Source organism: Chthoniobacterales bacterium (genome assembly GCA_035274845.1).
In the GTDB taxonomy this organism is placed as follows: Bacteria; Verrucomicrobiota; Verrucomicrobiia; order Chthoniobacterales; family UBA10450; genus AV80.
Genome location: DATENU010000021.1, coordinates 208355 through 228657, shown reverse-complemented (window position 1 = coordinate 228657; position 20303 = coordinate 208355). Strand labels below are relative to the sequence as shown.

17 protein-coding genes are annotated in these 20303 nt (G+C 57.8%); 8 read left to right on the top strand and 9 right to left on the bottom strand.

The window, feature by feature from the left end; translation table 11 throughout:
- Positions 1-3: 3 nt before the first annotated feature.
- Positions 4-771, top strand: a complete 768-nt coding sequence (locus tag VJU77_16210) for a DUF2071 domain-containing protein (protein ID HKP04898.1) — start codon at positions 4-6, stop codon at positions 769-771.
- On the opposite strand, the gene VJU77_16205 is transcribed toward VJU77_16210, so the two are convergent.
- Positions 720-2357, bottom strand: a complete 1638-nt coding sequence (locus VJU77_16205) for a hypothetical protein (protein ID HKP04897.1) — start codon at positions 2355-2357, stop codon at positions 720-722. The genes VJU77_16210 and VJU77_16205 overlap by 52 nt on opposite strands.
- Positions 2354-4243 carry an ATP-binding cassette domain-containing protein gene (locus tag VJU77_16200; protein HKP04896.1) on the bottom strand — a complete coding sequence of 630 codons (1890 nt, stop codon included), beginning with the start codon at positions 4241-4243 and terminating at the stop codon, positions 2354-2356. Before VJU77_16200 ends, VJU77_16205 begins: the two co-directional genes overlap by 4 nt.
- Before the next feature lie 61 nt (positions 4244-4304).
- Between VJU77_16200 and VJU77_16195 the strand changes: the two genes are divergently transcribed.
- Positions 4305-5516: a tRNA guanosine(34) transglycosylase Tgt gene (locus tag VJU77_16195; GenBank protein ID HKP04895.1), complete on the top strand. Its 1212-nt coding sequence runs from the start codon at positions 4305-4307 to the stop codon at positions 5514-5516.
- Between the two features lie 134 nt (positions 5517-5650).
- Here the strand turns inward: VJU77_16195 and VJU77_16190 are convergent, their stop codons facing one another.
- Together VJU77_16190 and VJU77_16185 are read right to left on the bottom strand one after the other, a co-directional pair.
- The gene (locus tag VJU77_16190) at positions 5651-6469 is read right to left on the bottom strand and encodes an SGNH/GDSL hydrolase family protein (protein ID HKP04894.1); all 819 of its coding nucleotides are present in this window, start codon (positions 6467-6469) and stop codon (positions 5651-5653) included.
- Positions 6459-7715 (bottom strand): hypothetical protein, encoded by a 1257-nt coding sequence (locus VJU77_16185; GenBank protein HKP04893.1) that lies wholly within the window; start codon positions 7713-7715, stop codon positions 6459-6461. Before VJU77_16185 ends, VJU77_16190 begins: the two co-directional genes overlap by 11 nt.
- 5 nt (positions 7716-7720) lie before the next feature.
- On the opposite strand from VJU77_16185, the gene VJU77_16180 reads away from it, so the two are divergent.
- Positions 7721-9133: an HAD family acid phosphatase gene (locus VJU77_16180; protein ID HKP04892.1), complete on the top strand. Its 1413-nt coding sequence runs from the start codon at positions 7721-7723 to the stop codon at positions 9131-9133.
- 38 nt (positions 9134-9171) lie between these two features.
- On the opposite strand, the gene VJU77_16175 is transcribed toward VJU77_16180, so the two are convergent.
- The 3 genes from VJU77_16175 to VJU77_16165 form a co-directional block, all read right to left on the bottom strand.
- On the bottom strand, positions 9172-9441 hold the full coding sequence (locus VJU77_16175; GenBank protein HKP04891.1) for a hypothetical protein: 270 nt from the start codon (positions 9439-9441) through the stop codon (positions 9172-9174).
- Positions 9442-9457: 16 nt separating this feature from the next.
- On the bottom strand, positions 9458-9826 hold the full coding sequence (locus tag VJU77_16170) for a hypothetical protein (protein ID HKP04890.1): 369 nt from the start codon (positions 9824-9826) through the stop codon (positions 9458-9460).
- 213 nt (positions 9827-10039) lie between these two features.
- Positions 10040-11068: a hypothetical protein gene (locus VJU77_16165; GenBank protein ID HKP04889.1), complete on the bottom strand. Its 1029-nt coding sequence runs from the start codon at positions 11066-11068 to the stop codon at positions 10040-10042.
- A 221-nt stretch (positions 11069-11289) separates the two neighbouring features.
- Between VJU77_16165 and VJU77_16160 the strand changes: the two genes are divergently transcribed.
- Positions 11290-12765, top strand: a complete 1476-nt coding sequence (locus tag VJU77_16160; protein HKP04888.1) for an MBOAT family protein — start codon at positions 11290-11292, stop codon at positions 12763-12765.
- Between the two features lie 10 nt (positions 12766-12775).
- On the top strand, positions 12776-14524 hold the full coding sequence (locus tag VJU77_16155) for a hypothetical protein (protein ID HKP04887.1): 1749 nt from the start codon (positions 12776-12778) through the stop codon (positions 14522-14524).
- A 127-nt stretch (positions 14525-14651) separates the two neighbouring features.
- On the opposite strand, the gene VJU77_16150 is transcribed toward VJU77_16155, so the two are convergent.
- A complete protein-coding gene (locus tag VJU77_16150) occupies positions 14652-15863 on the bottom strand; it encodes a restriction endonuclease (GenBank protein ID HKP04886.1) in 1212 nt (403 codons plus the stop codon).
- A 9-nt stretch (positions 15864-15872) separates the two neighbouring features.
- Positions 15873-16928 carry a DUF4365 domain-containing protein gene (locus VJU77_16145; protein ID HKP04885.1) on the bottom strand — a complete coding sequence of 352 codons (1056 nt, stop codon included), beginning with the start codon at positions 16926-16928 and terminating at the stop codon, positions 15873-15875.
- A gap of 234 nt (positions 16929-17162) precedes the next feature.
- Here VJU77_16145 and yajC point away from each other — a divergent pair, with 234 nt between their 5' ends.
- The 3 genes from yajC to rpsU all read left to right on the top strand — a co-directional run bounded on the left by yajC (position 17163) and on the right by rpsU (position 20216).
- Positions 17163-17495 carry a preprotein translocase subunit YajC gene (gene yajC, locus VJU77_16140; GenBank protein ID HKP04884.1) on the top strand — a complete coding sequence of 111 codons (333 nt, stop codon included), beginning with the start codon at positions 17163-17165 and terminating at the stop codon, positions 17493-17495.
- A gap of 15 nt (positions 17496-17510) precedes the next feature.
- Positions 17511-19865: a protein translocase subunit SecD gene (gene secD / locus VJU77_16135; protein ID HKP04883.1), complete on the top strand. Its 2355-nt coding sequence runs from the start codon at positions 17511-17513 to the stop codon at positions 19863-19865.
- Between the two features lie 153 nt (positions 19866-20018).
- The gene (gene rpsU, locus VJU77_16130) at positions 20019-20216 is read left to right on the top strand and encodes a 30S ribosomal protein S21 (GenBank protein HKP04882.1); all 198 of its coding nucleotides are present in this window, start codon (positions 20019-20021) and stop codon (positions 20214-20216) included.
- Positions 20217-20303: the final 87 nt, after the last annotated feature.

Below are 20303 nucleotides of genomic sequence, written 5' to 3'. Positions count from 1 at the left end.
CAAATGGAGAGTCTCGCCGCGAGTCGCACCACCTTCAGTGAAGCGGCGCGGCGCCGCATGCTCGCAGTCCGCGGCGAGCCGATGTTCTACGCGCGCTGGGACCGGGCCGTCTTCGTCCACTACGCGGCGGATCCGGCACTCCTGCAACCGGACGTTCCCTTTGAGCTCGACCTTCGCGACGGAAGCGCGTTCGTCAGCCTGGTGGCGTTTACCCTTTCCAAAATGCGGCCGCGCCTCGGCGGGAACCTGGGCGAATGGCTTTTGAAACCGATCGCCACCCACGAATTTCTCAACGTTCGCACTTACGTCCGTCATCGGGGCGAGCCGGGGATTTATTTCCTCGCCGAATGGCTGAACAACCGTGCCGCCGTCCATCTCGGGCCGCGCAGCTTCGGGTTGCCGTATCGTTTCGGTCGGATCGATTACGATCACGCGCGCGAAGGGAACGCATTGCGCGGAATGGTCGAAGCCCGCGCGGGTCAGCTCATTTATGAAGGCAAGGTTCGCGGCCACCAATTTGAGGCCTGTGATGCCGGGTCGCTGACGGAATTTCTGCTTGAACGCTATACCGCCTTCACTCGATACCGCAATTGGACTCGTTTCTTCCGCGTTTGGCATTCGCCCTGGCCACAGGCTACCGCCGAGATCGAAATGAAGGAGGACGCGCTTATTGGGAGCACCGGTCGCTGGTGGAAAACCGCGAGATTTATCGGCGCAAACTACTCCCCCGGCGCTGAAGTCTGGATGGGCCGGCCCCATCGCACCAACTGAAACACGCCTTCCAGGACGAGGCGCAGCGCCAGGAATTCGGCGAACACGGTAAAACAAAACTGGACCGTGGAATAACGCGGGCCGTCGAAGACCTGCATGATCGCCACTTCGAGACATGCCGCGGCGTTGTAAGCGAAGACCAGGAGAGTTAAACCCGCCAGCGCCCCCAGCGTTTTTCGACAATCATTTCGAAAACACGCGGCCGAGATCACGAACGTAAGCCCGAGGAGCGTGAGGTAGGAGCGCGCCAGAAAGACCACCAGCTTGTGAATCAACCGGGATTGGACAACCGGCGGTGCGGTTTCACCGAGAGACGCGCAACGCTGGATGAACTCCAAGGTGCCTGGATACGCGCTCAGTAACTCGCGATACGACTCCCGATCAAAACTGTGGGCGCTAATGTCGTAAACAATCGCCAGCGGAATGAATTTTCTGCGGTCATAGACAGGAGAAATCGGCGCGTAGAATAGCGCTATCTGGCGTCCGATTTTCTTCAGCATTGCGCCCGGACGCTGCTGCCACGCACGCCAGTAACAGAAGTTATAAAAAGAAGTGATCGCGGGAATATCGTAATTGAATTCCTGGGCCACCTGCTCGGCGATGGAGGTCGCGGTATACATCAGGTAATCCGGAGAGAACCCGAGCGAAGGAAAGTGCGATCCCTCGGCGGCGGCGGATTTCTCAATCTCCAACGCCAGCTGTTTCTGGATCTTGTCGAGGCGCTCGCGGTGATACGGAAGATTGGCCTCCTTGGCGACGTCGTCTGCCAGTTGGTCGCGAATCAGATCGGCGTGCACCACAAAAAGGTTCGTGGGCAGGAACAAGCTGCTTCGGTCGTCCCCGCGACTGAGAAAATGTTCCGGGACCGCGATCAGAGCTGCCGAAAACGCGATACCGAGCGCGATAAGCATCTTTTGCCGGAGAGGATTTCGAGTCACCAGGAAAACTCCGATGGGCAGAAGCGGGACCAGGGCCAGAAAGAAGAAGCTTGGCTTCACAGCGGCGAGGAGAACCGCGGAAGCGCCCGTTCCAATGCCCCAGACAACAGGCGTCTTTTGGGCAGCGAATCTCTGGGCCAGAAATCCGGTCAGGAAAAAAAGATTGAGCGCCAGGAGAAATGCACAAATTGCTTCCGGGCGAATGCCCATTTCAGCCCTGATTGGTTCACCAGCGAGCAGAAAGACGGCGGCTAGACCTAACCCGAGCACAGTGTGGGCGCGATCGCCAAACTTCGAGAACGGGGTGAAGCTGCGGGTTTTTTGCCAGGCCATGATAATGAAGCCGCCGCCGGCCAGCCCGAGAATATGTTGAGCGACAACAATCGCCCGGAAGTCGGCGAATGCCCGTAAGAGCAGGAAGAGAAAACCGGGGTAGACGAAATTACGGCCGTGGGCGTGGACGAATTCGCCGCGAGTGAGCTTGAAAAGCGCGGGGGACAAATAACCCCAGATGTCCAGATCAGCGATCGGCTCCAAAGGGAGCGAGAACCGCCGCCACGTCGCGCAGCCAAAGATAGCCGCCAAGGTAATCCAGAAGATGAGCTTCCAGATAACGTTGCCGGTTGCGCGAGTTTCGTTGGTTTTCACGATGCCGCCGCCAGCTCGCCTAACTCCGCCCAGCGCGCGTACAGCCGCGCCACGTCGTCGCGAGCCTGGCGTAATTCCGTCTCGAGCCCTGTGAGGTCAGCCGCGTGTTTCAGATAAAAGTCCGGCTCGGCAAAAAGCGCTTCAAGCCGACCAACTTCGCTTTCGGCGGCAAGGATCGCCGCTTCCATTCCTTCCAGCTCGCGCTCTTCCTTCCATTTCAGTTTACGCGGCTTTGCGCTCCTCGATTGTGGGGCAGGCGCGTCGCCTGCCGGCGATCGGGCGGCAACCGGAGCGGTTGCCCTACAATTCTTTTTCTCCAAATAGTAATCGTAATTCCCCACGGCGTAGCGCACCACACCGTCTCCTTCGAAAGCAAGGATCGCGGTGCAAACCCGATTCAAAAAATAACGGTCATGACTGACCACGATCACGCTTCCGCCAAAAGCAACGAGCGCTTCCTCCAGGAGCCGGAGCGTTCCCAGATCGAGGTCGTTTGTCGGTTCGTCGAGAATGAGAACATTGCCTCCGCGTTTCAGAATCTTCGCGAGCAGCACCCTGCTTCGTTCGCCGCCGCTGAGCTGGTTTATCTTCGTGTTAATCCGTTCTTCGGTAAAAAGGAACCGCCGAAGGTACGCCCGCAAGGTGATGCTTTCCTCGCCGAGCCGCACGTATTCGCTTCCCTCACTGACCTCTTCCCAGACCGTCTTCGCGTCGTCGAGCAGCAGCCGATCCTGGTCTACGTAATTAATTTCGGTGCGGGCGCCAAGTTCCACCGAGCCGCTGGTCGGAGCGACCTGTTGGAGCATGATCTTGAGCAGCGTCGATTTCCCCAGCCCGTTTCGCCCCACGATGCCGAGCCGTTCTCCCGCTGCCAGCTTCAGCGACACGTTGTCGAACAAAGTCCGACCGCCGAGTTCCATGCTCACTTCGCGTAGCTCGATCACTCGATTGGCCAGCTTTGGCGCCGGCGGAATAATGAGATCGACATCCAGCTCTGCCTCGGGCGCCTCCTGCCCCGCCATCTCAAAGTAACGCTCCACCCGATCCACCGATTTCGTCCGCCGCGCCCGGGGCGCCTTCCGCACCCAGGCCAGCTCCCGTTTCAGAAACTTCTGGCGCTTGTGCTCCTGCATTTCTTCCACTGCCTTCCGTTCCGCGCGCGCGATCAGGTAATCCGTGTAATTGCCGTCGTAACTGTGGAATTTTCCGCGCGAGAGCTCGAGCACGCGCGTCGCGATCCGATCCAGAAAATAGCGGTCGTGGGTAACGAAGAGGCAGGTGCCGGAGTAACGCGCCAGAAAGTCCTCGAGCCATTCGATCGAACCGGTATCGAGATGGTTGGTGGGCTCGTCGAGAATCAAAAAATCCGGCCGTGCCAGCAACGCACGGCAGAGCGCGACCCGCCGCTTCTCCCCGCCGGAAAGTGAATTCACCAAACGGTTCGGATCCGGCGCGTGAAGGTTCGTGATCAGGCTCTTGATTCGATGTTCCAGGTTCCAGCCGTCAGCATGTGAAATTTGGTCGAGCAGGATTCCGCTGCGCGCGCCTTCTGCCGGCGCCGCCTCGTACTCGGAGATCAGATTGAGAAGGCGTTGCGCGCCCGAGAGAATGTTGGCGTGGACCGTGGCGTTCTCCTCGAGCTCAAACATCTGCGGCATGTAACCGACCACGAGATCGCGCCGTTGATTGAACTCGCCCGCATCCGGTTTCGCGACTCCCGCCGCGATTTGCAGAAAAGTGGATTTGCCGGAACCATTGCGCCCCACCAGGCCAACCCGCTCGCCCTCCAGAATCGTGGCCGTGGCCCGATCGAGCACCACCTGGTTCCCAAAGCGCACCACGAGCTCGCTGGCGCTCGCCACGGAATTTAGGACCGGTTCGGACATTCCTCCTGATAACACATTGTTCGCTTGCGATCAGTCTTCGTCATCGCAAGCTGCGACCCGGATGTTCGAGCTTCTCAAGAAAGACGCGGCGACGAAGGCGCGGCGGGGGCGCTTGACGACCCCACACGGGGTGATCGAGACGCCGGCCTTCATGCCGGTCGGGACCCAGGGCAGCGTCAAGGCGGTCAGTCCGCGCGAACTCCGTGAACTCGAGGCGCAGATCATCCTTGGGAACACCTACCACCTTTTTGTCAGGCCGGGACTTGAAGTGATTCGGAATTGCGGCGGGCTGCATCGGTTCATGAATTGGGATGGGCCGATCCTCACGGATAGTGGCGGATACCAGATTTTCTCGCTGGCCAAGCTTCGCAAGATCACAGAGGAAGGCGTCGCTTTTCAGAATCATATCGATGGAACGCCGACGTTCATCAGCCCCGAAACCGCCATGGAGATTCAGGCGACCTTGGGCAGCGACATCGCGATGGTGCTGGACGAGTGCCCACCCTGGCCGTGCGAATACGAGTATGCCGCGCGGAGTCTGGAGATGACGCATCGCTGGGCGAAGCGATGCAAGGAACAGTCGCGCAGACGCGTTGTAGCGTCCGCTGTCGCCAGCGGACATGCGCCGCGCGACAAGACGGCCGATGCGCTGGAGACAGCGCACGCTACAACGCAACTCGTCTTCGGAATCGTGCAGGGCGCGACGTTTGAAGAGTTGCGCCGCACGAGTGCCCAGACCCTGGCGGGGATGGATTTCGACGGTTACGCGATCGGCGGGGTGAGCGTGGGCGAACCGGAACCGGAAATGATGAGCGCGGTCGAATGGAGCGAGCCGCATCTGCCGGAAAACAAACCGCGTTACGCAATGGGACTGGGCACGCCGCCGCAGCTGATCGAGCTCATCGCACGCGGCGTGGACATGTTTGATTGCGTCCTGCCAACCCGCCTCGCGCGGAACGGGACAGCGTTCACGGCCCAAGGCACGCTCAATTTGAAAAACGCCGAGTTCACTTTGCAAACGGGGCCGCTGGAAGAAGGATGCGACTGTTCAGCTTGCCGCGGTTTTTCGCGCGCTTACATCCGCCATCTCATCAAGGCGGAAGAGATCCTCGGATTGCGCCTGCTCACCATCCACAACCTCCATTTCTATCTCACCCTGATGAAGCGCGCCCGCGCTTCGATTGAGGACGGAAGCTTCGCGGAATTCCGTCGGGACTTCGTCGCCGGCTACCAGACCCGCGAACCAACTTCCAACGGAGCGGCGGAATCTTGACGGCTTTAAGCCGTCAAGATTTTCGCAGCTCAATGCGTTGACGGGTACCGGACGACTCCGGTGTAGCGGCGGGTGTCTCACCCGCTTCCGCGCTTCTCCCTTCGCCTGCGGGTGGGACACCCGCCGCTACACAGCTAGTTCCCGATCGATTCGTCGCGGGAGAAGCTGCTCAGTTTGGTTTCCCGCCGGGTCAGCGCAATCTTAACGTCCAGGTCGCGCTGGATGGCGCGGGCCCAGGCTTCGGAAGCCGCCGTATTATAGTGAATGCCGTCGCCGCCGGTCTTGCCCATGACGTAGTGGGTGACATTGCGCGAGTCGATCACGTCGAACTTTTTCCGAGCGGCGACCCGGCGAATAATCTGGTGGACTCTTCCCTGGACCTTGCGAAGCCGCGATGAATCGGGCGGGGCTATCCAGACGATCTTTTCCACCGGCCCTCGCCGCGCCTCGTCAACCAATCGGCCCAAATATTCGATCATCTGTTCGTCGGACAAATTGCGGTCCATCCAGTTGGTCCCCAGCTGCACTACCAAAATCGTCGGCTTATGTTTTCGAACCAGATCAGCCAGCTTTGGCGTCCGGGTGGGCCGAGGGGCATGGCCATTCACCCAATCGGTGAAAACATCGGAATCGCTCGTCCTTTGCCGATACCCGCATTTCGTGATGAAATCCTGTTCGCCGGAGAGCCAATGTTCGGGCGAGGAACCGCAGGACGCGTAGGCAGCCACGCGATGATTCTTGGCCAGGTGCATCTGGACGACTTCGCCAAATTTTCCCACCGAAAGCGAATCGCCGATCATGAGAACGCTCGGCGGCGGCGCATCCGGGGCTGGTTTCGAAGCCTTCTTCGGTTTGCCTTCCGCCACGAGAACAAAACTGCCGATGCCGACGGCAAAAGCCAGCGGCAAAAGCGCGGATTGAATGAGCTTCGACCAATCTCGTCTAGTGCGCATAGTCAGGGTGTTTCGCTTCATCCTGGATCCGGATATATGGCTGGAGATTGATCAACCCGGAATCATCCTTCGATTTCACGGTTTTCCAAACGGTGCTTTCGAGCTCGTGCAATTGGAGCCGATAATTCCGCCCAATCCGCCATCGGCCGAGGCGCTGCTCCTCCAGTTTAATGTAAGCGGGATGCATCACGAGTATTTGCTTTTCGGAATATTCGCCAGCAATAACACGCGTGACGTCGTAGAGATATCCGACCAGAAATTCCTGGTAGGGAAGGAATTCGTTTACCGGAACCGGCGCCGTTTTCGAAACCAATTTCGCTCGCACCTGGAGAGTCGTTTCCTTGGGTTTCTCGGCAGGCGGCGTCGGTTCGGTCACCGGGGGCGGCGCCACCATGGTCTCCGCCAGCGGCTTCAGCGAAGCGATCGGCTGCGCGCCAATATCGCGTTCGACGATCTCGAAAACTTTGTCGGCCCAAAGATCCATGTCGTCGCCGATGAAATGTTCCTTGTCGGGCTCCATGTGGCGATACGGGTAGGAAACCAGGGTCCGGCTATCGATGACGTTTGCGATATGGCCGATGTCAGCACGCGTCTGCTGGACCACGAAATCCTGGATCTCTTTTGAAACTCTTCCCGAGGTGGGAGACGCAACCCAGTAAATCTTTCGGAGCGGCGACGGACTCTTCACCGCTTTGGAAATGAAGGGCGCAAGATAACTTCGCAGGACCGGTCCGTGCCGATTTGGACTGACGCTTTTGTGATCGGGGAACAAATCGAACAGGTTCGTGCCGGTCTGCATGATCAGAATATCGGGCTGGAGCGTGGCCAGCAGGTCCTCGAGCTTCGGAACCGCGTGCGAACCCGGCGTATGACCGCGCGTCTGGCCATAGACGTCCTGCAATTCCTTCACGTGCCCCGAGCTGGGATTCGTTTCGATACTGACGAAGCCGCAATGGGTTTGGATGTGCGTATAGGGCCGGTCCTTCAACCAGCTCAACGGATTCGTCCCGCAGGCGAGATAAGTGAACGTCGCCTTCACCTGCGGACTCTGGCGAAATCGTTCGTCGAGCCGTTTCCCGAATCCGCAGAGCGCGAGCGAATCACCAAGAATAAGGACACTGAGGCCGCCGGCTTGCGGCGGCGTGTTTTGCTGGGGCGGGTTCTGATGTTCCGCGGCAGCGAGCGGGAGCGCGGCGAGCAACCAGAGAAGGATGAAAGCGATTGCTTGGTTGGAGCGGTTTAACACCGGCAATGGTTTCCAGCGAATCGCATTGCGCGTCAAGCGTCAACGTTGGGAGAGGAATTGCTTGGCAAAACCGGACTCGCCGAACAAAATCATCCGAACCCCATTCTTCCCCGATGAATTCCTCTCCCGGTTTGGACATCCGCGGTCAGATCCCACGCAGAAAGATGGCAATCTGCATTCTGCTTGCCTTTCTGGCGATCAGTTCGGTCGTTGCCCAACAGGCACCGCGATCATTTAAGGCTGACGACCCTCCGCATCGTAACCTCGACGCCAGTCTTTACATGCAGACATCGGCTGAATATCGGGCCCTCTGTTATCAGGCGTATAACCTGGCAATCGAGCGACTGAAGAAAGTCGCCGGGCAGTCTGGAAAATTCGCTGTCATCACCGACTTGGATGAAACCGTCATCGACAATTCGGGATTTATGGCCATGCAGCTTCGCAGCGGTCTCGCTTACGACCAACGCCTTTGGGATGACTGGGAGCAGAATCACCCTGATAAGCTGGCCCTCGTGCCAGGCGCAAAGGAGTTCATCTCCGAAGCGGACAACCACCACGTCGCCCTCTTTTTTATCAGCAATCGCAACGATAAGTTTCGCGCTCAAACGAAGTACGCCCTCGGCTCGCTTCTTGGCAGGCCCATCGGTGACGAGTTCTTGAAACTAAAAACAGGCGCAAGTGATAAAACGGCTCGCTTTAACGAGGTAACTTCCGCCGGCTACAGCGTCCTATTCTATCTTGGAGACAACCTGCGGGATTTTGACGAAACCCTAAAGTTTCGCCCGGTAGTTAATGACACCGATGGGGAGTTGGATGCCGCCGTCAGAGATCGCAAGGCCGCAATCGACAAGGACCGCCTGAAAATCGGAGTGGAGTGGATCATCCTGCCAAATCCAGCATACGGGGAATGGTTGCAGACAGCTCTGGGTCGAGGTCGCCGCGACCTCGACCGTCTCGTGCCAGAGGCTAACCCTTCTGCCGCCAACCCGGTGACGCCTTTCCCGCCGCCACCCTCGACCAAAGCCAGCCACAGCGCCCGCATGTGGGCTTACCTTCTTTCCGCCATTGGAAGCGCCGTGCTGTTGGGAATCGTGGTCATGTTGGCGGCCTCGAACGGCGGCTCGCGATCGGTCGCTACGGAAGACGCAACGCAATCCGACTCAGGCGACAAATCCTTCGGTCTGGTTGTGCTGGTTGGGATCGCGGACACCCTCATCTACGTGACCCTCTTCCTCATGAGTCACCCGATCCTTATTGTCATCTGGCTGGGGTTCAAAATTGCCGCCTATTGGATGTTGGGGCGCAGGTCCGAGCTGGGCAGATTGAATCTGGATCTCTTTGTGATAGTGAACGCAATCTCGTTGATAGTCGCCTATTTGGGCGCTTCAATAGCTCTGGATTGGGCACCCTTGATTTGAGCAGATGCGCTCGCCCGTATCCCGGCTTGGCAAGCAGATCAATGCCCGCGGGGCGCATTGCTTTGGTAAACATCCCCATTCTCGACAATCTTTTCGTCCTCGTACGGGCCGGCCACCCTTCGGTAAAGCTCGAGTTTGGCGCAATCTATAGCGCCCACGACCTCGTTTAGGTGAGCGTATCGAATCGGCCCCTTGGCCGCCAAATATTCGTCGACGAGGATGCTGATGGCGAAATTCAATTCGCCTGCATCGCATGGTTTGGCGCCGGCGCGAATCGCCTCTCGTCTCTCTTGTTTGATGTAGGGCATTGGTGCGGCTCTCGAGTTATGGAACCAAGGCTTTCATAGCTTCGACCATTTTCAGCGCTGAAACAGTGCTCCCAATCAGGAAAAGGAGCAACAGCGAGGTCGCAATCCATCGCAACCAAGCGTGCGAGAAAATGGCTGGAGGACGGTGCTGGTTGTCCAACGTTAGGAGCCGACACATGTCGTCCTTCTCCGGCGAAAATTCCTTTAAGCTTTCAAGCTCTCTCAAGGCCGCTCGTCCCCGGTCGACCAACTGTTCGTTTCGCCGGTCGATGTTGAGGAATGCGCACGAAATGAACGCGCCGAAGAGACCAGCGACGAGCGCGTACAAATATTCTCTGTCCTTGAACGCTGTATAATAGGCCAACGATAAAGCGCCCATCAGCACCAGGAGAAAGTTGAATGCAACCAGTCGCTGACTCGCGTGGTATTCAAACCATTTCCAAGCGTAATCGAGCTTATCTTTCAGCGAAAACGTGTTGGGGGACCCGCACATACGAATTTTCTTTACCCGACCGAGCAAACCTTAGCCACCATTTTTTGGGTTCAGGGCGAACACCACGACTCCGCAGTCCGAGCCTGCCGCCGAAAAAAATAAGCGCTACTTCGCTACGGGTACTTTGGCCCAGCCTTCCGTTGCTTCCGTAAACTCCCGGGCGGCAAAACACCAGACCACGACCTTCTTTTTCGAAAGATACCCTGCGTCCTTCACGCTTCGCCGATAGAGATTGATTCGGACCGGCGTCGCACCCGAGCCGCTGGTCCCAATGAGATCGGGAGCGAACCCAAGTTGGAGAGCGAGTTGGTCCACCAGCCCGGCGCGCACCGGCAGGAATTCGCGATCGTGGTAAACGAGCGTGTGACTGTCGCCCAGGAGCAGGAGCGGGCTGTTGGGATCGTCCTGAACCGCGGCGCCGGTCCCCTTTTCGCTCACGCTTTGGACGGCGATCTTTTCCGGAGGCGACTTGCGCCCGTCCCGCCCGACGAGCGAAGCAAGATCCCCTTCGCGGTCGGCATCCTTCCATTCCGCCGTGTATTGTTTGGCCGTTTCCGTCTTTCCGAATTTCCCGCGGACTTTTTCGGCAATCGCCTGTGCCGCCAGCACACAACCGATCCCGGACCAATGACTGTCGGTTTTACAGAAAACGGGGCCGCGCTGGTGATCGCGGTTTTGAATGAAGAGCGCGCTCAAATCGAGGACATCGACTCCGGCTGCGCGCAATTCTTCATAGAAGCGATGCAGCGTGGGCGCCGGATCGTTCGCGCGGGCATCGGAACCGGCCACAATCTTCTCCGGGTAAATTGCCGCCTTCGGCGGAACCGGCACAACCAGCAGCTCGATCCCGCGCGCTGTGAGCCGTTGTTGGAAATCGAGAATGGCGGGAGCCGGATCGGCCAGCTCCGGCTTGTGGGCGCGGCTTACTTTTCGCGCATCATCGCCCCAGAACCGGCCGACCGAGAGCAGCCGCAGCTCGCCGCCGAAAAAGAGCCAGCCGTCGTTACCGGCCACGGCCGCCGCCTTGGTTTTCTCCAGGTTCTGAACGATTTTCCCCAGCTCGCCGGGGAAATCCTGCGCAGCGACAACTGCGGCGCTCGCAATCGAAAGAAGCAGGGCCCAGAAAAATCTCATTGGAGTTGAAAGTCGGTAGCGATAATACGCATTCTTTCAACTGAGCTCGCGATTTTTGTTCTCAGCGAACCGGATATTTCCCCTTAGGCGGATCAGCGCTCCGCCGCTCGATGCCCCTTAGGTGGATCGAGCGCTCCGCCGCTCGATGCTTGTCAATTGCGGCTCTCCCGCCATGCTTGCCATCGCGCGATCCCGCAAAAGCGGGACGCGATCCACCGGCTGTGGTTTTTAGTTCGCACATTTTTGTTTATTACTTCCTGCCGCTCGTGCTGCTGGGTTATTACGCCCTTGCTCGCGCTCCGCAGCGCTGGCGAAATTTCTGGCTCATTCTGACGGGCTACACTTTCTATGGCTGGGCGGAGCCGCGTTTCATGCCGCTCATGTTCGCGACGACTTTCGTCGACTGGCTGGTAAGCCTGATCATCGCGCACGACACCTGGCGCTTTTGGCGGGTCCTCCGCAAACCGGTGCAGCGATTGCCCCGCAGCACTTCGCGAACGCGCACGCAACGCCACGCCATCCTCATCTCGGTTTTGCTCAACCTCGCCACGCTGGGCTTCTTCAAATACTTCAATTTCGGAATCGAAAGTTACAACGCTCTCATCCAGGCGTTCGGCCTCGAGCACGCGCAATTCGACACTTTCTTTCGCGTTGTTCTCCCGCTCGGGATCAGCTTCTACACCTTTCAGGCGCTCAGCTACACGATCGACGTTTACCGCGGCGAAGCCGAAGCGATGGCGAACTTCATCGACTTTTCCTGCTTCGTTTCCATGTTCCCGCACCTCGTCGCGGGGCCAATCCTGAAATTTTCGTTCCTGGCCGAGCAGCTCAAGCATCGCGTCCTGACCTCGGACAAATTCGCGCGTGGCGTCGCCTTCTTCATGCTGGGGCTGGCCAAAAAAATCCTGTTGGCCAATCCGTGCGGAAAAATCGCCGATGTTGCTTTCGACGCCGGCTCGATCGGCACGCTCGACGCCTGGTTCGGCTCTCTCGGCTATGCCTTCCAGATCTATTTCGATTTCAGCGGCTACTCCGACATGGCGATCGGACTCGGGCTGATGTTCGGCTTCGTTTTCGCGAAAAACTTCGACTCACCTTACTGCTCGGAATCGATCACGGATTTTTGGCGGCGCTGGCACATCTCGCTGTCGACCTGGCTGCGCGAATATCTCTACGTCCCGCTCGGCGGGAACCGTCGCGGGACTCGACGCACTTATCTGAATCTCGTCGTGACCATGTTGCTGGGCGGGCTCTGGCACGGCGCTTCCTGGAATTTCGTCATCTGGGGTGGTCTGCACGGCGGGATGCTGGCTTTTGAACGGAGCCAGGGTCGCGAGGGTTTTTATCACAATCTTCCCCGGCCATTTCGAATCGGCTTCACTTTCCTGATTGTGTTGCTCGGCTGGGTTTTCTTTCGCGCGTCCGATCTTCCCCGCGCGCTGGAGTATCTGGCCAGCATGTTCGGGTTCGGTCACGCCCAGCCCGGGGCGGCGTTGCTGAGCGGAATTCTTTACAAGCCGTATTACCTGCTCTCGATCGGGATTGCGGCGCTCGTCGTCTGGGCTGGAAGGCAGACCTGGGATTGGACGCAAAACATGAGCCTGCCCCGAACAGCGCTCTGTTTCGCGCTTGGCTGGCTCGCCCTCGTGGTTCTGGCCACCCAGGAATACAACCCGTTTATCTATTTCATTTTCTAGGGACTCGAACGTGGCAGAGCAAAAAGACATTCCAGTTGGCCATGACGAGCCGCTCAAGCCGAAGCATTCGTTGCCGCGCTACAGCGAGCCGACGCCGGAAACGCATCGGAAACTTTCGCGGGAATCCGAGGCGGAAATGGCCCTGAAGCATACCCGATTTACCCCCGGCTCGCGGTTCCTCCTTATCCTGCTTTTCCTCGTCACGATTCTCCTGGTTCCCGCGATCCAGTTCGCAGTCGAGATGCGGGCCCCGCAGGAGGGTCGAGTGGGGACATTCAACATTTACCGGGCGTATCCTGCCTGGACGAAGGTCCGGGCGGTCCGAACCGCAAAGGACCTTTGGCATTTGCTTCCGCATGGTGCCGATTTGAAGGCGGCGGAAAAGCAGCTTGAAGCGGAATCAGTCGTTTCGGAGTGGCTGCTCCCACGCGTGCAGCTCGCGCTCGTGAAACTCGGAGCCGGTAACGAACAGGTTTACCTGGGCCGCGACGGCTGGCTCTTCTATCGGCCAGACGTCGATTACGTAACCGGCCAGCCTTTCCTCGATCCGGGGCCAATGCGGCACCGCCTCCACGCACAGAGCGTCCAGCCCGATCCAGTGAAAGCCATTGCCGCCTTTCGAGATCAACTAAAAGCGCGCGGCATCGACCTGATCGTTCTGCCGATCCCAATGAAACCGGGCGTGGAGAGTGCCAGACTCTCTGCCGGCGCCCGATCAGACAGCATTCTGCAAAATCCGTCGTTCTCCGAATTCAAAACGCGATTGCAGAAGGCCGGGGTCCGCGTTTTCGATCCGGCCCCGTTCCTGGCGCAACGCAGGACCACCGAACCGAACGCTCCATTTTATCTGGAGACCGATACCCACTGGCGCCCGGAAACGATGGAATTCGTGGCGGAAAAACTGGCGGCGTTGATCAACAGCCCGGAGAGCTCCAACACCACAACCTCTCAGAAATCCGCCCACGAAATGAAGGGCACCGGCGATATCGCGAGAATGTTGAAGCTGTCGGAATCCCAAAAGCTCTACCCGTCCGAAAGCGTAACTGTTAACGAAGTCCGGGTCGGAAATTCGCCCTGGCTTCCATCGAAAGACGCCAGCATCCTCCTGCTGGGCGACAGCTTTTCGAACATCTTTTCGCTGGAACCGCTTGGCTGGGGCGAATCGGCCGGATTCGCCGAGCACTTGAGTCTCGCGCTGGGAGGCGTTCCTCTCGATTGCATTCTTCGCAATAGCGACGGCGCGTTTGCCACTCGTGAAATCCTGAGCCGTGAGCTGGCTCGCGGAAAAGATCGCCTCGCCGGCAAGAAATTGGTCATCTGGGAATTTGCGGCGCGAGAGCTGGCTTTCGGCGATTGGAAGATGCTGGATATGAAACTAGGCCAGCCCGGACCGGCGAAATTCTTCGTCCCGAAGGAAGGCGAACAAGTGACGGCGAGCGGAACGGTCGAAGCGATTTCAACCGTCCCGCAGCCCGGTTCAGTTCCCTACCGGGATCACGTTCTGGCCTTCCACCTGACCGATCTCGTTATCGATGGGCGCGGCACTGGCGGTGACCTGGAGGCTCTCGTTTATGCCGAGAGCATGCGAGACAATGTCCCCACTCCGGCGAGTCGCTTGAGACCGGGCGACCGGATCACCCTCCGCCTGCGCCGCTGGGCGGACGTTTCCGACAAATACGAAAAGATAAACCGCAGCGAAATCGACGATCCCGCCGTGCAACTCGAAGAGCCCTGCTGGGGAGTTCTCGTCAGTAATTAACCGCGCAGGCGGCTGACTGTTCCCTTGGGAGGGCGAAACTCTGCCAAGCCGAAGCCGCTTCCTTCCTTCTTCATCCCGCAGCCTTTGTTAATCGCTCGAGAGTCCCCAGTACGTGGTGAATTCTCGTCTACCGTCGACGGAGCAACTCAGGATCGAAACTTGCAATACGCGGTCGAGGAACTTTTACGTGAATTCCGGGCGCAAGTTGTATGCTGGGAGGAATCTCACGCCACTCCTCGTCAGTCGTGAACCTTCCTTCAATCCAGCGCCTTAAGTCATCGAAATCCCGCAGACGAAGAAAGGAGCGGTTTTGTTGCTGCTCAGCGATCCACCTAGCATCCGAAGTAAACGTGGAATTAGTCACCAACACTCCCATCGAAAACGGGCTGTTCCTCCAAGCCAGAAGCCGGTCGGCGGCGGCCCTTCCGGTCTTTTGACCGTCGCGGTGATGCTTGATTTGGCCAGCGAGGAGAAATGCGCCCAGACTACGGGTCTTTGGCACCGCAATCATGTCGATTCCGCCATCCTTTTGAGTTGCCGCACCCGTAAGTGTAACATCGTATCCCATATTTTCGAAGCGACCGGCGACAAAGCGTTCAAATTGCTCTGGCGAGAGTCGGTCCAGTTCGCGTGGATTCGCGCGGATTGCTCGAAAAACCTCGTCTGTTACGTCGATCGTTGAAACGATAGTTTCTTTACTAGCTGCGAGCAGATTTACTGCACGCAACCAGGACACTAGGGACTGTGAATCAGGAGGCCCCTGGCGTTCCCACCGCGCCAGATCTGAAACCGATAAACCAATTCTGCCCGCCACCACCGCCCGTGAAAGAGCCATGTGCTTCCGGACCTCACGCAAGAAGTTCGCTAATACTGTTACTACGGTAGATTCGACTCCTGTATCCTCAGCTTGAAGGTAAGCGACAATTGTTGCGAGCAACCATCCCTCCCTCCTTATTCGATCCGCCAGCTCTTCCTCACGAAACCTAACCGTATTCGTATCCAAGCAAAGGTAACCGATTGGCGGATCTTGGGCGTCCGCTTCGAGTATCACTTTCGAGCCGCTGAGGGTGTGAAAAAACATTCCAGGAGGATTAAAGGGTCCGCGCTGGTAGATCATCTGAAGGATATCCGATAAGATTTCGTCCAGCGCTGGAATGCGCTCATCGGTCGGCACAGGGGCATCGCGACCAGCTTTGATATCAAAGACGAGTTTTCGACGAGCTATTCTTTCGACGATAAAGTTAGCCCGGACCAGTGGATGATCTCCCAAGCGATGGTCCAAAAAAACGAAGTCCCCTAATACCGGGGATAGTGCGCTGCTGTTGTTTTTTGGAGGCATAGCAACGTATTAAGGGGACTCTTTCACCGCCTCGACGTAATCGAGAATCGCTGAGGGACCACGACTTGCGAGTTTGTCGAAAAGTGTCGATTCATCGACATCAATAAGCCTTATGCCGTGCGCCCGAAATCCATGGGCAGCCGCCAAAAGTGAAAGGTAGCTGATTGTCGGATGCGCCTCTCTTAGCGCACAGTAGAATGCCGGTCGTAATTCGCCATAGTTTGCGTAGCGCCTCGACAAATCCAGGCCCACAACATGCCGAGGAAATGAAGTATAAAGGGCATCGAGCGCGTTTATCCCGGTCCGGGAATAATTCTCTCCCCGCCAAACCAACTGGTCGATCTGTTCTGCCGTAAACCGGTCGCCAAATGCGCCGCAAATCGTGAAAAGCATCCCTGTCTCTCGATTGCCTTCGGGAGTACCCCAAATTTTTCCGCCCATCTCCAAGACACGATCAATCACCAAACCAATAGGAAAAGGATCAGGCAACGGCCCAACACTCGCCAGCAACTGGATCAGTGGGGCGAGTAATACCGATGATCGTTGTTGGACCGCAGCCTTCACGGCACCGCTTAGACTGATGACGAGTTGCTCCGGAGTTTGCCCCCGCGCTATGTCTTTTAACTCGCTTTGTAGGCCGGCCACCAATTCGTGTTCCTCCGGAACCCAGACGGTGCTCGACTCGGGAAGCTGATCCAGACGCGCACCTTTTTGTCGGGCGTGAAGCCACCAACGTTGAATCCAAAGATACCACGCCCGGTGTGTGCTGATTTCAACGATCACGAGCACGAGGGGCACGCGAAGATTCTCTCCGAGATGAATCAAAGATTTTGGCAGAATGGCTTCAATTTCGCCAGTGCGACGACCGATTGTTTCGCTCGACTTTACCTGCACCTTAAGGATTTCTCCGACGACCGCGGGGTGGGTCAATTCAAATTCCAAGTCAATGCCGAAGTCCTCTTGTTGGTGCCGGGCAAGCCAACAACCGGAGTTCTCCGCGAGCAGTGCCACTATGCGCTCGCCATGCGAGCCAGTCTGTTGCTGGTTGCTGCGCGTTTTTGACATTCCGTAAATGATTGGTTGCGAATGGGTCTATTCGGCAAGGAAGTTCGTCAGCCAGGCGAGGGTCTGCGCATTCTCAAGCTGCTCCATAATTTCATGATATCGGTTGCAAACCTGGAATGACAGAAGCGCTTCAGCGCATTTGCATTTTAGCCCTCCCTGTGCTCTCTAAGAAGCCGCTCGTCCGGCTTTGCGCGGGACTGACCGCAAAGCGTCCGAACCAACAACTTCATCGCCATGATTTTCTCTCTGCTTCTCGCTCAGGCTCCGGCCGCTTCGCCAGCCGGCGCCGGTTCGGGCCTGATCAGCATGCTCCCGTTCGTCTTCATTTTCGTCATCATGTATTACGTGATGCTGCGGCCCCAGATGCGCAGACAGAAGGAAGCGGCGAAGCTCGTGTCGTCCCTTAAGACCGGCGACCGCGTCGTGACCGCGTCCGGCATCCACGGCCTGATTTCCAACGTAAAGGAAACTACCGTGATCGTGAAAGTGGCGGACAACGTGAAGCTGGAGATGGAAAAATCCGCCGTGACCAATGTCCTGAAGACAAACGACGCCAAAGCGTCGTAACTAATTACCTCCGAAATGCACATCAGTCCTGGAATCATGTTTTTCATCGAGCTCGTGTGGCTCGGACTTTTCGGATGGTATTTCGCGACCGATTACGGGACGCGGAAGCGGGTCCTGGCCTTCGTGCTCGTCTTCGTTGCGGTCGCGCTGAGCATTGCGATGATTTATCCGCCGAAGGACAAAATCCCGCTCGGCCTCGACATCAAGGGCGGCACTTCGTTCCTGATCAAATTGCAGAGCACGGCCGAGAAGGAAGTGACGACTGCAACGCTAGACCAGGCGGTCGAAGTAATCCGGAAACGCGTGGATCAGTTCGGCGCCGGAGAACCGATTATCAGTCCCGTGGGCAAGGATCGGATCCTGGTCCAAATCCCGGGATTGAGCACGGAAAAGATCCAGGAAGCGCGCCAGCAACTTTCCCGGGTGGCAAGACTCGAATTTCGGATGGTCTATCCTGACAACGGCGACCGCTTGCGGGCGGTTGACGCCGGGACGGACGTGATTCCGCCCGAATATAAGATCGAGTCTCTTATGCCCCACCAGGAGCCGGGGAAAAAAGTTGAGCCCGAGCGATTGCTCGTGAAGAAAAAGCCCGACCTCGGCGGCGAGCACGTGAGCAGCTCGAACGCGTATTACGGCAATGAAGGCTGGGGCGTGTCGCTCCACTTCGATGGCGAAGGTGGGACGATCTTCGGCAACATTACCGAAAAATCGAAGGGCTATCGGTTTGCCATTGTTTTGGATGGAGTCATCTTTTCGGCTCCGGTGATCCGCGATGCGATTTATGGCGGCAACGCCCAGATCACAGGGCGGTTTTCGGAACAGGAAGCCCGGAGCCTGGCGAGCGTGCTCGAGAACCCACTCCAGATCCCGGTCAGCATCGAAGAAGAAAGAAGCGTTTCCCCCACCCTTGGGCTCGACTCGATTCGCGCCAGCATTTTCGCCGGTCTGCTGGGCCTTGTGATTACGCTGGTCTGCGTCCTCCTTTATTACCGCTTTGTCGGCGTAATCGCTTGCCTGGCTCTGCTCGTCAATATTGTCCTGCTTATCGGGTCGTTTCAGCTAATACCGGGCGGAGTCGTTCTCACCCTGCCGGGCATCGCGGGTATCATTCTCACGATCGGTCTGGCGGTGGACGCGAGCGTTCTGATTTACGAACGGCTGCGCGAGGAAATGGCGCTCGGCAAATCCTTGAAGGTGGCCATGCAGGCCGCTTACCAAAAAGCTTTTAGCTCAATCTTTGACGCCAACGTCACCACGCTCATCACGGCGGTAATTCTATTCTGGAAGGCGACCGGCCCGGTGCGCGGATTCGCCATCGCGCTTACCCTCGGCATTCTCGCCTCCCTTTTCACGGCGCTCATCGTAGGGCGCAATGTCCTGGGCTGGTTTGTCGATACCGATCGGGTGAAAAAGGTCTCGATGCTGCACCTCATTTCCTCGCAGCATATCAACTTCCTCGGCAAAGGTTTGCCGGCGGTCCTCTGCTCTCTCGCCCTGATTCTCGCGGGCGCCGGATCGTTTTACATCAAGGGAGAGAGAAACTTCGGCGTCGATTTCAAGGGAGGCGATCTTCTGACGCTCAGCTCGCCAAAAGTGATCGAGATTTCGCAGGTCCGGCATGTCCTGGAAGAAATGAAATATGGCGACGCGCCGATCCAGGAATCGGCCCAAGGCGGCAAATACTACATCACCATCCGAACGCCGCTCCACACGAGCGACCAGGTCGAGCAAAAGGTGATGCAGGCCATGCCCGATTCGCAATTCAAGATCGAAGGCGCGGAACGCGTCGGCGCGCTGGTCGGTGGCGAGTTGGCCAGGAATTCCCTCATCGCGCTCGGCCTCGGTATCCTCGGCATCCTGATTTTTGTGACCTTCCGATTCGAGCTCTCCTTTGCGGTCGGCGCGATTGTCGCGTTGTTGCATGACGTCATCATCACGGTCGGCGTCTTTTCGCTCCTGAACCGCGAGCTCACCCTGACCATGGTCGGCGCCGTCCTGACGATCGCGGGTTATTCAATTAACGACACCATCGTTGTTTACGATCGGATTCGGGAGGGCCTGGCCAGCAGCAAGCGGGGCTCGATCGAGCAGATCATGAACGACAGCATCAACCAGACGTTGAGCCGAACCATCCTCACCAGCACGGTGACGCTGATCCCGATCATCTGCCTCTTCTTCCTCGGCGGCGCGGTTCTGCGCGACTTCGCCCTGGCGATTATCATCGGCGTGGTGGTCGGGACCTATTCCTCAATCTTTATCGCTTCGCCGATTGTTTTGTGGTGGACCCGGGCCCGGGGCGGCAGCGCCTCATCGCTTCGCCGGGAAATCACACAAAAAGCTGCAGCTGCCACAGGCAGAACGGTTTAGGGCTTACGCTCGGACGCCGATTTAAGGCTGGCTAGCCGCCGTTTAGCCGGGATTGAGCGAAAGTTATTCACAATAGTTGACGCCCGCCTTTCACCCGAGTAGGCTCGGCTGCACCGGTCAAACCCGGCACATTTTTGAAGCGAGGAGACCACCATGCCAGAAGTCATTGTTCGTAAAGGAGAGCCAGTCGACCGGGCGCTCAAGCGCTTGAAGAACAAGCTTGATGCTGAAGGGATTCTTGAAGAGGTCCGGCGGCTCCGGGCGTTCGAGACGCCCAACCAAAAGAGCCGGCGGAAAGCCAAGGCTAACGCCAAGCGCGGACGGACGAAGTTTCGGTTTAATCCGTCGTAGAACGCGGTTTACGCGATAGATGATCAGAGGCGGTCGCTGCGGCGACCGCTTTTTTGTTTCTCCTGCTGCTACCGGAAAGCTCTCTCA

Bases quoted from the DNA above. Each gene is read 5' to 3' on its own strand.
- yajC (HKP04884.1), top strand. From the start codon at position 17,163: ATGATTTTCTCTCTGCTTCTCGCTCAGGCTCCGGCCGCTTCGCCAGCC.
- VJU77_16150 (HKP04886.1), bottom strand. From the start codon at position 15,863: ATGCCTCCAAAAAACAACAGCAGCGCACTATCCCCGGTATTAGGGGAC.
- VJU77_16190 (HKP04894.1), bottom strand. From the start codon at position 6,469: ATGCGCACTAGACGAGATTGGTCGAAGCTCATTCAATCCGCGCTTTTG.
- VJU77_16175 (HKP04891.1), bottom strand. From the start codon at position 9,441: ATGCCCTACATCAAACAAGAGAGACGAGAGGCGATTCGCGCCGGCGCC.
- VJU77_16165 (HKP04889.1), bottom strand. From the start codon at position 11,068: ATGAGATTTTTCTGGGCCCTGCTTCTTTCGATTGCGAGCGCCGCAGTT.
- VJU77_16200 (HKP04896.1), bottom strand. From the start codon at position 4,243: ATGTCCGAACCGGTCCTAAATTCCGTGGCGAGCGCCAGCGAGCTCGTG.
- rpsU (HKP04882.1), top strand. From the start codon at position 20,019: ATGCCAGAAGTCATTGTTCGTAAAGGAGAGCCAGTCGACCGGGCGCTC.
- VJU77_16195 (HKP04895.1), top strand. From the start codon at position 4,305: ATGTTCGAGCTTCTCAAGAAAGACGCGGCGACGAAGGCGCGGCGGGGG.
- VJU77_16145 (HKP04885.1), bottom strand. From the start codon at position 16,928: ATGTCAAAAACGCGCAGCAACCAGCAACAGACTGGCTCGCATGGCGAG.
- VJU77_16210 (HKP04898.1), top strand. From the start codon at position 4: ATGGAGAGTCTCGCCGCGAGTCGCACCACCTTCAGTGAAGCGGCGCGG.
- VJU77_16180 (HKP04892.1), top strand. From the start codon at position 7,721: ATGGTTTCCAGCGAATCGCATTGCGCGTCAAGCGTCAACGTTGGGAGA.
- secD (HKP04883.1), top strand. From the start codon at position 17,511: ATGCACATCAGTCCTGGAATCATGTTTTTCATCGAGCTCGTGTGGCTC.